General features: G+C 71.8%; 13 protein-coding genes. 6 read left to right on the forward strand and 7 right to left on the reverse strand.

What is annotated here, in order from left to right:
* Positions 1-57: 57 nt before the first annotated feature.
* The 3 genes from P4R38_RS06735 to P4R38_RS06745 are packed head-to-tail and all read right to left on the reverse strand — an operon-like array spanning position 58 to position 3387.
* Positions 58-1239 carry an alpha/beta hydrolase-fold protein gene (locus P4R38_RS06735; protein WP_277191558.1) on the reverse strand — a complete coding sequence of 394 codons (1182 nt, stop codon included), beginning with the start codon at positions 1237-1239 and terminating at the stop codon, positions 58-60.
* Positions 1232-2173 carry a type 1 glutamine amidotransferase family protein gene (locus tag P4R38_RS06740; protein ID WP_277191559.1) on the reverse strand — a complete coding sequence of 314 codons (942 nt, stop codon included), beginning with the start codon at positions 2171-2173 and terminating at the stop codon, positions 1232-1234. Before P4R38_RS06740 ends, P4R38_RS06735 begins: the two co-directional genes overlap by 8 nt.
* Positions 2170-3387, reverse strand: coding sequence for an ATP-grasp domain-containing protein (locus P4R38_RS06745; RefSeq protein WP_277191560.1), 1218 nt, complete (start codon positions 3385-3387; stop codon positions 2170-2172). Before P4R38_RS06745 ends, P4R38_RS06740 begins: the two co-directional genes overlap by 4 nt.
* A gap of 82 nt (positions 3388-3469) precedes the next feature.
* Between P4R38_RS06745 and P4R38_RS06750 the strand changes: the two genes are divergently transcribed.
* The 6 genes from P4R38_RS06750 to P4R38_RS06775 all read left to right on the forward strand — a co-directional run bounded on the left by P4R38_RS06750 (position 3470) and on the right by P4R38_RS06775 (position 9011).
* Positions 3470-3820: a YciI family protein gene (locus tag P4R38_RS06750; protein ID WP_275237912.1), complete on the forward strand. Its 351-nt coding sequence runs from the start codon at positions 3470-3472 to the stop codon at positions 3818-3820.
* 60 nt (positions 3821-3880) lie between these two features.
* Entirely contained in the window at positions 3881-4693 is an 813-nt protein-coding gene (locus P4R38_RS06755; RefSeq protein WP_277191562.1) for a class I SAM-dependent methyltransferase, read from the forward strand.
* 245 nt (positions 4694-4938) lie between these two features.
* The gene (locus P4R38_RS06760) at positions 4939-5721 is read left to right on the forward strand and encodes a TetR/AcrR family transcriptional regulator (RefSeq protein ID WP_277191563.1); all 783 of its coding nucleotides are present in this window, start codon (positions 4939-4941) and stop codon (positions 5719-5721) included.
* A 65-nt stretch (positions 5722-5786) separates the two neighbouring features.
* Complete coding sequence (locus P4R38_RS06765; protein ID WP_277191564.1) at positions 5787-6164, forward strand: YciI family protein; 378 nt, start codon at positions 5787-5789, stop codon at positions 6162-6164.
* 27 nt (positions 6165-6191) lie between these two features.
* Complete coding sequence (locus P4R38_RS06770; RefSeq protein WP_277191565.1) at positions 6192-6788, forward strand: TIGR03086 family metal-binding protein; 597 nt, start codon at positions 6192-6194, stop codon at positions 6786-6788.
* 876 nt (positions 6789-7664) lie between these two features.
* On the forward strand, positions 7665-9011 hold the full coding sequence (locus P4R38_RS06775) for an AfsR/SARP family transcriptional regulator (RefSeq protein WP_277191566.1): 1347 nt from the start codon (positions 7665-7667) through the stop codon (positions 9009-9011).
* A gap of 48 nt (positions 9012-9059) precedes the next feature.
* Here P4R38_RS06775 and P4R38_RS06780 read toward each other — a convergent pair whose 3' ends face one another.
* The 4 genes from P4R38_RS06780 to P4R38_RS06795 are packed head-to-tail and all read right to left on the reverse strand — an operon-like array spanning position 9060 to position 12197.
* Positions 9060-9263 (reverse strand): hypothetical protein, encoded by a 204-nt coding sequence (locus tag P4R38_RS06780; protein WP_277191568.1) that lies wholly within the window; start codon positions 9261-9263, stop codon positions 9060-9062.
* Positions 9251-9808 (reverse strand): S26 family signal peptidase, encoded by a 558-nt coding sequence (locus tag P4R38_RS06785; RefSeq protein ID WP_277191569.1) that lies wholly within the window; start codon positions 9806-9808, stop codon positions 9251-9253. Before P4R38_RS06785 ends, P4R38_RS06780 begins: the two co-directional genes overlap by 13 nt.
* Positions 9805-11652, reverse strand: coding sequence for an ABC transporter ATP-binding protein (locus tag P4R38_RS06790; RefSeq protein ID WP_277191570.1), 1848 nt, complete (start codon positions 11650-11652; stop codon positions 9805-9807). Before P4R38_RS06790 ends, P4R38_RS06785 begins: the two co-directional genes overlap by 4 nt.
* Positions 11652-12197: a TlpA family protein disulfide reductase gene (locus P4R38_RS06795; protein WP_277191571.1), complete on the reverse strand. Its 546-nt coding sequence runs from the start codon at positions 12195-12197 to the stop codon at positions 11652-11654. The genes P4R38_RS06790 and P4R38_RS06795 overlap by 1 nt, the downstream gene beginning before the upstream one ends.
* Between the last annotated feature and the right edge of the window lie 31 nt (positions 12198-12228).

Below are 12228 nucleotides of genomic sequence, written 5' to 3' on the forward strand. Positions count from 1 at the left end.
TTGGCTTGGCTCGGCTGCGCGGAAGCTTAGAAGCCACCACCGACAGGCGTCCCGTTATCACTCGTAGTAGTACTTCTGGGGGCCGGGGAAGATCCAGGAGAGGCCGTCGCGGAGGCGGTCGCGCCAGTTCTCCCAGGAGTGGCCGTCGCGCGCCTCGACGTACCGGACCTCCATGCCGGCACCCTCGAACACGGGCACCATCGAGCGGTTCGGCACGATCAGCGGCTCGTACACGCCGCACGACTGGTAGATGCGGTCGGCGACGCGGCGCGGGCGGGCGCGGAACCGGTTCATGAACTTGACGACCGGATCGAACACCTGACCGCCGCCGTGGTCGAACCCGATGTCGGTGAACACGAACGAACCCGACTGCAGCAGAAGGGAACCGAAGACGCCCGGGTTCCGGTACGCCACCGACAGTGAGGCCACTCCGCCGAACGACGCGCCCGTCAGGCAGCGCGCCGATGGGCGGTCCAGCAGCGGCAGCGACGACGCCAGAGCCGGCAGCAGGTCAGACACCACGAACCGGGCGTGCGCCGCGTTGTTCGGGTACTCCACCTCGCGCGACCCCGGATCGGTGAACACCACCACCGTCTCGGCCATGTCCAGCCGGTGGATCAGGTTGTCCAGCACCGTCTTCATCGCCGCGTACTGCAGGTAGTCCGACCCGTCGTGCACGACGAGCAACGGGTAGGAGTGCGTACGGCGGAAGCGGGCGGGCAGGTACACCTGGCAGCGCGCGTCCCGGCGCAGCGCCCGCGACGGCAGGACGAGCTCCTCCAGCGACCCCGGCCTCGCCTCCGGATCCGGCGTCACCCACGGCGGCACCACGTAACCCGACGCCGCGCACACCGACGACGAACCCACCGGCGAGTGCGCCACGCGCGGGTTCAACGGGTCGTTCCCCGACACGACGTCGGAGCCGCGACGCACCTCCAGCTGGTACTCCACCCGCGAACCCGCCGGCAGCTCCAGCACCGCGAACCACAGCGACGTCTCACCCACGCGCTGCATGGGCACCCGCTGCGGCAGTCCGACGATCCGGTGGATGACGAACACCTCGTCCGCTGCGCCGCGGTACAGGAACGTGCACCGCGCGCCTTCCACGACCGGCACCTGGTGCCGCGCCAGGAAACGGTCAACAGCACTCTCGTCCAACGGCTTTCGCGCGAGCAGCCGCTCGATGGCCGGCCGCCGGCGCTTCGTCCCCGCCCAGCCCACGGGCGTGGTGTCAGTCATCCGAACCCCCACTCGGACCGACCACGCCGTCCTCCCGCACCACGAGTGTCCCGGCCGGCAGCGACCGGTCGGACGACAACGACACGACGGCGCCCGGGTCGAGCGGCACGCACGCCGACGGAGCGAACCGCCGCGCCAGCGTCGCCATCCGCGGTCCGTTCGCCACCAGCAACCGTTTCCGTGCCGACGGCAGAGCCACGACACCGGGTACGAGCCCGAGCCCCGCGTCGTACACCTCCGGTACGGCCGGCCCGTGCGGCGCGCGGTCGTTGAACAGCACGACGCGCTCGGTCAGCGCCATCGCCCCCGCGGACCAGGCGATGACCGGGCGCGACCCCAGCAGGGGCGCGACGTTGAACAGGTGCATCGCGTCCAGCAGAGCGGCTACGTGCCCGCCGGCCACCACGGCCGCGGACGCGCCCGACAGCGCCACCGTCACCTCGTCGCGGTGCTGCCGGACCAGCGGTCGTTCGTGCGGCACGACCCGGTCGTAGAACGCCCCGTGCACCGAGGCGATCCGCCGCCGGTGCCGGTCGTCGAGGTCGCGCAGCACCTCTTCGGCATCGGTGATGGCCCGCGACACCAATGACGCTGTGGCAGAACGCCGTTCGTACAACGAGAGCAACGCATCCATCGCATGCCCGACGCCCATCAGGTAGAGGTCCTGCATCTCGTCCAGCATCGCGCGCCGCGCCCGGAACGCCTCGGCGAACTCCGGGTCGCGGTCCAGCACGTCCTGCAACCGGTGCCACAAGGCGAGATTGACGGACTCACCCCCGAGGTAGGAGGACAGCTCGGCGTCGTCCTTCTCGCGCTCCTGCCAACCAGCGGTGACGATCGCGAAAAGCCCTGTGAGACTGAGGGATTCGACAACGCCCGGAAGTGTCGGCCGGCGCTGTGGACCCAGCAGCGTGACCGGCGGCGTACCGCTCAAGAGGCGTGCACCTGCATCGTCCGACCCACGTCGTCCATGATGCCGCGCAGCTCGTCGTAGTCCGGGTGCGAGAGCCGCACCCACGCGTTCGCCATGTACCCCGCCTCGACCGGCTGCGTCGGCGTACCGGGTGAGGGCAGGTTCGCGTCGATGATCTCCGCGCCGTATGTCGCGTGCAGCCAGTCGACGCCCTCGATGTCGCTGATCATGCCGTCGGCCGAGGGCCGCAGCGCGATGATCCCGGTCGCGAGCCGGCGGGACAGCTGGTGCCACACCTGGCCGTGCACGATCGCGTCCGCCCACGCGCGGTAGAGGTCGATGTCGTTGCCGACGCTGTACAGGTCCCAGCAGCCGACGCCGGGCGGCCGGGCGCCGATCTCGCTGAACCGCAACCCTTTCGGGCCGTGGAACCACTCCATGTGCGTCGCGGAAGTCTTGATGCCGAGGGCCTCGTGGACCCGCTCGCCCATCTCGCGCAGCTCGCCGTAGAACGGCGCCTCGTCCACCCGGTTCGTGGAGATGTACTGCGGGCTGACCCACCTGGTCCGCATCGCCTCCAGCACGTTCGGGTAGTAGTGGCAGGCGAAGTCCAGCGCCGCGTGCCCGTTCACGGCGAGGGTGTCGTAGAAGCCCTCGTGGCCCTCCACGAACTCCTCGACGGCGATCGAGTCCGCGTCGCCGAACGACTCCAGCGCCGCCGCGAGCTCGTCCGTCGAGGACACCTTGACCGTGGCCGCCGCGCCCGCGCCGTCCCGCGGCTTGAGGATGATCGGGTACCCCACCTCGTCCACGAACGCGCGTACCTCGTCGGCCGTCCTCGCCGCCGTGGACGCGGCCGTCGGCACACCCACCGCGCGCAGCGCCTCCTTCATCGACGGCTTGTCCCGGCACAGCCAGGTCGTGTGCACCGACGTCCCCGGGATGCCCGTCGCCTCCCGGACGTACGCCGCCGGCAGCGTGTGCGACTCGATCGTCGCCTCCAGCGCATCGATCCACGTCGAGGCCTGGAAGTGCTCGACCACCGCCCGCAGCTGGTCGACGTCCGTGACCGACCCGACCTGCTCGTACCGATGGATCCAGCCCTGCAGCTCCTCGTCGAGCCACTCCCACGGCGTCTCGCCGACGGCGTACACCGACGCGCCGACCTGGGCGAGCGCCCGGACGAACTCGCGTTGGTTGCGCGGGAAGTTCGGCTCGACGAAGACGACGTTCATGGATCACGAGGGTACGGCGATCGCGGTCCGGCGTCCGTGCAACGATCGATGGCCGACGCGATCGCTGGGAGAAGGAGAGTCGATGAGGGCCGTGGTCCTGATGTTCGGCACGCTCAGCTGGGACACCCTCAGCCTTGCCGAGCAGACCACCTACTACGAGCAGCACCGCGTCTTCGTGCGCACGGTGACCGCCCGGCCCGGCTGCCGGCTGCTCGCCGGTGAGGCGCTGCAGGCCGGCGACTCCGCCACGGTGATCCGCTTCCCCGGTGACCACCAGGTCCCGACCGACGGGCCGTTCGCGGAGGCCACCGAGCAGCTCGGCGGGTTCTACGAGCTCGAGGCGCCCTCGATGGACGTTGTGCTCGAGCTCGTCCGGCTCCTCCCCTCCAGCTACACCCTGGAGATCCGCCCGGTGCTGAGCACGCCCGCCTGACGCAGGCTGACGTCCGCCCGCGGCACGTATCAGCGCCGCGGCTGCCGCCTCCTGTCGGGTATGAGTGAGTCGCAGTTCACCGGGTCGGTGCCCCGGCTGTACGACGCGTGCTACGCGCCCGCGGTGTTCGTCCCGTTCGCGCCGGTCACCGCTCGGGCGGTGGCCGCCGGCGATCCGACGCACGTCCTGGAGGTCGCCGCCGGCACCGGTCGCGCGACCGTCGCCATCGCCGCAGCGCTGCCCTGCTCGCGCATCGTCGCCACCGACATCAGCGACGACATGCTCACCTACGCCGCCGGTCACCGCTGCGCCCCCAACATCACCTGGCGACCCGCCGACGCCCAGGACCTGCCCTTCCCCGACGCCTCGTTCGAGGCGGTCGCCTGCCAGTTCGGAGCGATGTTCTTCCCCGACCGCCCGCGGGCGTACGCCGAGGCCCGGCGCGTCCTGCGACCCGGCGGTCGGCTCGTCCTCACCATCTGGGACGCCGTCGAGCACCACGCGTACGCCCGCCTCACCACCGTCGTGCTCCGGCGCCTCTTCCCGGACGACCCGCCTCGGTTCGCCGAGCAGGTGCCGCACGGGTACCACGACACCGCCCGGATCGAGCGCGACCTACGCGCGGGCGGGTTCGACCGGGTGCAGGTGGCCCGCGAGACCGTCGTCGGCCGGAGCCGGTCCGCGCGTGACGTGGCGACGGGACAGGTCACGGGTACGCCGCTGGGGGCTCACATCAGTGCGCGCGATCCGGCGCTGATCCCCCGCGTCGTGGACGAGGTGACCGACGCCTTCCGGGCCGAGCTCGCCGACCCCGAGCGCGGCCCTGACGCCGTCGCCGGCGAGCTCACCGCGTACGTCGTCACCGCCCACTGACCCGGCCGGTTCTCCACGGGTCTCGCCGTACGCCGGTCGAGCCCGGGTCCCTGCCCTCCCTCTCCGGCAAAAGGTGGTGACCAGCACAGCCATGCGTGTGCTCTCCATCAAATTTTGCCGAAGGGGGCGGGCTCGAACGGGCGTCGGTGTGCTCGGCGGCTGCGTCGTACTCGTACACGCAGGGCGAAAGTGCCACGACATAACTGTGTGCACCGCAAGCAGTAACTTCTCTTAGAGTGGTCGCCATGCCCGTCCCGCCTCCGACCCCGGACGACCTCCCGCCGCTGCCCCGCTACCTGCAGCTGCTCTGGGACCAGGAGCCGCCCGGCCGCCGCGGGCCTCGCCGGACGCGCACCATCCAGGAGGTCGGTGGCGCTGCCGTCGCGCTCGCGGACCGCTCCGGCCTGGACGCCGTGTCGATGAAGGCGGTCGCCGGTGAGCTGGGCCTCACCACGATGTCGCTCTACCGGTACGTCGACTCCAAGGACGAGCTCAGCGCCGTGATGCTGGACCTCGCCTTCGGGGAGCCCGACCTCGCCGCCGTCACGACCGGCCCGTGGCGGACGCGGCTGGAGGCGTGGGCGCGCGGGCTCGTCGCGTCCTGCCGGCGCCACCCCTGGTCGGTCGACGTCGTGCTGACCGCGCCGCCCCTCACCCCGAACGCCCTCGCCTGGACCGACGCCGGCCTGCGCGCCCTCGCGGACACCCGGCTCACCACCCAGCAGCGGCTCTCGGGTCTGCTCGCGCTGGACGGGTACGTCCGCAACTTCGTCCGCAGCACCCGCCAGCTCGGGCTGCTGCCCGGCGAGGGCGAGACCGTCAGCGACGAGGCGCGACGGTACAGCGTCCGCCTCGCCGAGGTCGTCGACGCCGATCGGCTGCCGGCGCTCGCCGCCGCTCAGAGCGGGTTCGAGGACGACGAGGGCGAGGACTTCTTCGAGACCGAGCTGGCGTTCGGGCTCTCGGTCTTTCTCGACGGATTGGAGCAGCTGGAGCGGTCGGCGCCCGAGAATGTCGAGAACGCCTGACGGGCTCCGACGCTGCGGTGGAGGGCCCGCCCGGGTTCGCCACCGGTCGAAGCGAGGAGAGCACCGTGAAGTACGTCATCCTGATCCACTCCAACCCGCAGCCGTGGGGTCACCCGACCGGCGACTACATCGCCGAGCAGCAGGCGCTCCCGCAGGCCGAGCGCGAGAAGGGCATGGCCGAGTTCGACCAGATCCTCGAGGAGATGAGCAAGAGCGGCGAGCTGCAGGGCGGGACCGCGCTCGGCGACCCGGCCTCCGCCCGGCTGTACCGCTGGGAGGGCGGCAAGCCCATCGCCACCGACGGCCCGTACGCCGAGGCGAAGGAGCACCTGGCCGGGTTCTTCCTGATCGACGTGGCGAGCCCCGAGCGCGCGGAGGAGATCGTCGCCACGTTCTCCGGGCCCGGCGAGACGGTCGAGCTCCGGCCCGTCTGGGAGGGCTGAGCGGGGCGCTGTCCTAGCGTGGGCGCCATGCCCGATGCTCCGGTCGTCGCCCGCATCGACCTGCTCGCGTCCGTTCTCGCCCGTACGGCCGACGTCGTGGCGGGTGTACGGCCCGAGCAGCTCGATCGGCCGACGCCGTGCGAGGCGTACGACGTCCGCGGCCTCCTGCAGCACCTGATCGGCTGGCAGCAGGTGATGGCGGCAGCGCTCGCGGATGCGCCGTTGCCGTTCGCGGACGGGTCTCCGACGTACGTCGCCTCCGCAGACCTCGAAGGTGATCTGCGCGCGGGTTCGGCGTCGTTGCTGGCGGCGCTGCGGTCGTACGGCCCGGACGAGGTGGTCCTGCCCTATCGCGGGGTGACGCCGGTCGACGTGATGCTGCTGGAGCAGATCGCCGAGGCCGCCCTGCACACCTGGGACCTCGCGCGCGGACTGGGGAGGCCGTTCGACCTGGCCGCCGACGAGCTGGCCGCAGCGCACGAGGGGCTCGACCTGATGCTGCAGGAGTCGTTCGCGGCGGCCGGGTTCAAGGACGCGCCGTCGATGGTCCCGGGCGACGGCGGGCTCGCTCGTCTGCTCGCCCGCAGCGGCCGCAACCCTGCCTGGTACCCACAGACCGAGTAGCCCGATTGCCGGTCGAGTCGGGCCGGAGCTCGCGGAGGCCCGTGTCGAGACCAGGTGACCGTGTGCGGCTTGTCTCGATACGGGCATCACTGCGTTCGCCTCTACTCGACCGGCGGTCGTGTGGCAGGCCCGTCGCGCTGGTTGAGCCGGACCGGAGCGCTAGCGGAGGTCCGAGTCGAAACCCGTTGAGGCGCAGGGAGACTCGGGTGTCGCGGCACAGGTGGTTTCGACTCGGACTCGCCTAGCGGCTCGCCCGGCTCAACCAGCGATCATGGTGGGTCTCAGGTGCCGAACTCGCGCTCGCGGTGCTCTCGCCAGCGGTCGAGCATGGCGGGCATCTCCTCGGCCAGGAACTCGAAGAAGTCGGCCATCACCGCCATGCGCACTCCCGCGGGCGAGGCCGGTCCAAGGCGCTCGACGCCCTCGGTCGCTCGGAGCTTGCGGAGGCCCGTATCGAGACCAGGTGCGCGCGGTCACCGGGTCTCGATACGGGCATCACTGCGTTCGCCCTACTCGACCGGCGGGGTGTGGCGGGGCAGCGCACAGCAGTGGTCGGACCTGACATTCGCCGGTCGAGTAGGGCCAGAGCTTGCACATTCGCCGGTCGAGTAGGGCCGGAGTTCGCGCATTCGCCGGTCGAGTAGGGCCGGAGCTTGCACATTCGCCGGTCGAGTAGGGCCGGAGCTCGCGGAGGCCCGTATCGAGACCAGGTGCACGCGGTCACCGGGTCTCGATACGGACATCACTGCGTTCGCCCTACTCGACCGGCGAAATGTCGGCCTGCTCGACCGGCGCCGGGGGGTGAGGTCGTGTCGTTTCATTTCGTCTGGACGCAAGCGCCAAAGGGGACGGTTCGGTGCGGTTGGCTTGGTACGTATGGAGACTCACGACTTCTGCTTCCGGGTGCTGGGTCAGATCTCGGTCGAGGAGAAGGGGCAGGAGCTGCAGCTCGGTGGCCCGATGCGCCGTGCTCTGCTGGCAGGTCTGCTCCTCAACGCGAACCGCGACGTCAGCACCGCACGTCTGCAGCAGCTGCTGTGGGACACCGCTCCCGGTTCGGCCCTCGCCAACCTGCGCAACTACATGAGCGGTCTGCGTCGCGTGGTGGGGCCGAGGCTGAGCTCGTCGGCGCGCGGCTACCGGCTGCGGGTCCTTCCCGGGGAGCTCGACCTCGAACGGTTCAATGCGCATATCGAGGCCGGTCGGGCGAGCTGGGCCATGGGCGAGGCCGATCGCGCACTCACGCACTACGAGCAGGCGACCGCGCTCTGGAGCGGGACGGCGGGCTCCGACCTCCCTGCCGGGTGCGCCGTACGCCGGCACCTGGAGGCGTTGGAGCAGTCGGCGCTGACCGCCGCCGAGGAGACCATCGCGATCCGGCTCGCCCAGGGTGTCTGGTCGTTCGTGATCGACCGGGCGCGGGCGGTGCTCGCCGATCACCCGACGCGAGAACGGTTGTGGGGCCAGCTCATGGTGGCGTTGTACGAGAGCGGAGACGTGAGCGGCGCCCTTGCCTCGTACCGGTCCGCGGTGCGCGAGCTGACGACCCACCTGGGCCTGGACCCCGGCAGCGAGCTGACCGAGCTGCATCGTCGGATCCTGAACCGCGAGCGGATGCCGTCCGCCACCGAAGGCGCCGTACCGACCGCGCCGAGCCGGTCGTCCGGCGTCTCGCCCCGCCAGCTGCCACACCGGCACCGGGGATTCGTCGGCCGTACGGCGGAGCTGGAGTCCCTGGCAACCGCACTGCGGTCCGACGGCGGGGTGCTCGTGGTGCATGGCCCCAGCAGCGTGGGGAAGACCGCGCTCGCCGTCGAGTGGGCGGTCCGCCACGACGAGTGGTTCCCCGACGGTCAGCTCTTCGCCGACCTCGGCGCGTTCGCTCCTGGCGTCACCGGGACGAGCGCGGTGCTGCGAGCGTTCGTCCGGGCCCTCGGGGTCGGGGTCGACCTCAGCGAGCAGCCGGACGCGGAGGTCGCGGCGTTGTACCGCTCACTGCTCGCCGACCGCGCCATCCTCGTCCTTCTCGACCACGTCGGGAGCTTCGAGCAGGTGCGCCATCTGCTGCCCGGCGTCGGCGCATCGCGGGTGCTCATCACGAGCAGGCAGCGACTGCTGGGGGCGCGCCTCGAGGTCGGTGCGGACGAGCTGGCGCTGGAGGAGTGCCCGCTCGTCCTGGCCCGGCGACGGGCGGCCGGCGCGCCGCCCTCGAACCCGGCGTGACGATGCGGTCGGAGCGACACTCGTGGCCCCGACCGCATCGTCACCGGCTCAGCAGCTCTGGCCGGTGTACGTCCAGGCGCCACAGTTCCAGGTGCAGTTCAGCTCCAGCTTGCAGGTGCGCTTCTGCCGCTCGCGGGTGTTGAAGTTGCACCGGTACTCGGTGCGGTACTCCGCTGCACACCCGGCGGACGCGGTGGCGTGGGGGACGAGGCGCTCGAGCGTGCTGTCCAGGACGCGCTTCAAGGAACCCATGATGAATCTCCTCTGGTGTGGCCCGGTCGGTCGACCGGACGGGTGTGTTCGGCCGGCCTCGTGGACCGGTCGTCTGTGGGGGGTCGGGTGCTCAGCTGTCGGAGCACCACGCCGCGCAGCTGGTGGAACCCGATCGGGCCCATCTGCCGCGAGTCGTAGCTGACGGACTCGTTGTCGCCCAGCACGACGACGTGCCCGGCGGGGACGCGTACGGAGTCGCCTCGACCGGGGACACGGGTGGGGAGCTCGTCGCCCGGCAGCGCAGCCACCCGCTTGACCAGCCAGGACGCGGTCCGGGCCTCCGGAGAGCCGTCGCCTCCGTCGAGGCGGCGCGCGTCGTCCGACGGGGCGAGGACCACGACGTCGCCGATCCGCAGACGCGCCGGGCGTCGGCGGGCGACGAGCACCCGGTCGGACGCCGTCAGGGCCGGCTCCATGCTGCGCCCGGTCACGGACACGACCATGAGTCGGGTCCGGAGCCAGCAGGTCAGGGCGGCGACCGACGCACCACCCACGACGCCGGCGGTCACGGCAGCGCGCCTCATGACGCCTCCGCTGCCATCTGGTACCCGGACGCCTGGGCGCGGAACAGCTCGGCGTACAGCCCGTCGAGAGCGAGCAGGGCATCGTGGGTGCCGGACTCACCGACCCGCCCGTCCACCAGCGTCACCAGCAGATCGGCGTCCCGCAGCGCACCGAGCCGGTGGGAGACCAGCAGGTTCGTCCGGCCGTGGCGGGCACGGGCCAGGCACTGGTGCAGGTCCCGCTCCGCCGCCGGGTCGAGGCCGGACGACGGCTCGTCGAGGATCATCAGGTCGCGGTCGGCGCGCATCAGCGCCCGCGCCGTCGCCAGCTTCTGCCACTGCCCGCCGGACAGGTACGAGCCGTGCACCTCGGGCTGCGCGGCGTCGTCCTCGGAGCCCGCCGAGTCGTCGAAGAACACCCGGCTGAGCAACGTGTCGTAGCCGCGCGGCAGGCGCTCCAGATCAGCGGCGATCCCGGCCCGCTCGGCCGCCGCGCGAACCTCCTCGCCCGCGTGCGGACGGACCAGCAGGTCACGGTCCCCGACCGCGATGTTCTCCGTCGCCGACAGCTCGTAGGACATGAAGTCCTGGAACACCGCACCGAGACGCTCGCGGAGGACGTCGGGCCGCACCTGGGCGAGGTCCACGCCGTCCCAGAGGATGCGTCCGCGGGTCGGCTCGTAGAAGCGGCACAGCAGCTTGACCAGCGTGCTCTTGCCCGCGCCGTTGCGCCCGACCAGGCCGACGGACGACCCGGCCGGGATGGTCAGGCTCACCCCGCGCAGCACCCACGGCGAGTCCTCGGTGTACCGGAACCACACGTCGTCCAGCACGATGGCCGAACGAAGGGGCTCCAGCGTCTCGATCGCCGGGGCAGCGGCGCTCCGGCCTCCGTCGTCGGTCGCGAGCACCTCCAGGTGGTAGCGGAAGACGGAGGTGGCGTGGTGCAGCACCCCGAGCGCGGTGACCGCGCCGGCGAGCGCGCTCTGCAGCCCGGCGATGGCCGCGACGACGAGCGACACCTCGCCGACCGACACCGATCCCTCGGCCGCACGGGCCACGGCCCACACCAGTCCGAGTGCGGCGACGGCGGCGGTCATGACCGAGAGGCCGCCCTGCAGTACGAGGTCCCGGTGGTCGACCGCGCGCCGCATCGCATCGGCTCGGCGCCGCTCGGTCAGCATGCGATCGGCGAAGAACGTCCCGAGGCCGAAGAGCCGAATCTCCTTGGCGGCCTGAACATCCGACAGCAGCGAGGTGTAGAAGAACTCACGCCGCTCGATCGGCTCGGTCTGCCACTCGGCCTGCATCCTGCGACGGTTCAGGCGCAGCTCGGCGAGGAGCGCGGGCACCGCGGCGACGACGACGGCGGCCGTGAGCAGCGGCGACACGACGAGCAGGGCGCCCACCATGCCCGCGGTCGTGAGGGCTGCGCGAGCGAGCCCGAGCGACCCTCGCACGATGCTCCCGGGCGAGTTGCCGCCGGCGCTCTCCGCCAGCCGCAGCCGGCTCTGGAACCGCGGGTCCTCGAAGCGCGCGATGCCCTGCAGCCCCTGGACCGCCGCGAACAGGTCCTGCTTGGCGAGCCGGCCCGCACGACGGCCGAGCTCGGCCTCGAGGTAGGTCCCCACGGGTCCGGCCGCGCCGAGCACGACGGCCACCCCCGCCAGGCCGAGGAGCGGAGGCAGCAGGACGGACCACGCGGCGTGGGCCGACACCGCGTCGAGCAGGGTCTTGGTCAGCAGGGCCGCCGCCACCGGCGCGAGTCCGCTCGCCGCACTGATCGCCCAGCTGCCGGCCAGATGCCAGGGCGCGGATCTCCCGACGAGGCGCAAGGCCTCGAACGTGGGCCGCGTACGGGTCATCACACGGCCTGGAGCCGGGGCAGGGAGGCGACGGTGTGGCCGCCGGCCTGGACGACGCCGTCCCCGTCGAGGACGAACATCGCGGGGTAGGCGCTCACCCCGAAGGCCTGCACGATCTCGTCGCCGGGCCGGGCGATCACGACGGGGGTCCTCGCCTTCAGCCGGGTGACCATCTCGGCGCGCTCCTGCGGGGAGTCCCCGTCGTCGAGCACGACGGCCAGGGTTCGAGCGTCCTGCGGGAGCCGCTCGAGGAAGAGCGGGAGCTGCTCGTGGCACGGCGGGCAGGTGGGCGAGAAGAACCCGACGTAGGTCGTCCCGGCGACGGCGCTCTGCTGGTCGACCTCGTCGCCCGAGGTCGTGGTCGCGGTGAACCCGCCGATCTGCTGCCCCGGCGCGAGCTCGGTCTCGTCGGTGTCCCCGATGGGCCTCACCGCGTCCAGCCGCTCCTGGTGCTCACGCAGGCGGCGCAGGACGGCGACGAGCAGCAGGAGGTTCGCGACGCAGGCCATGGCCAGCAGGACGACGGCTCCGGTGAGCAACGACATGGGACTCCTCGATTCGGGCTGGTCGGGCGGA

The sequence above is a fragment of the Luteipulveratus flavus genome (genome assembly GCF_029439465.1).
Classification (GTDB): Bacteria; Actinomycetota; Actinomycetes; order Actinomycetales; family Dermatophilaceae; genus Luteipulveratus; species Luteipulveratus flavus.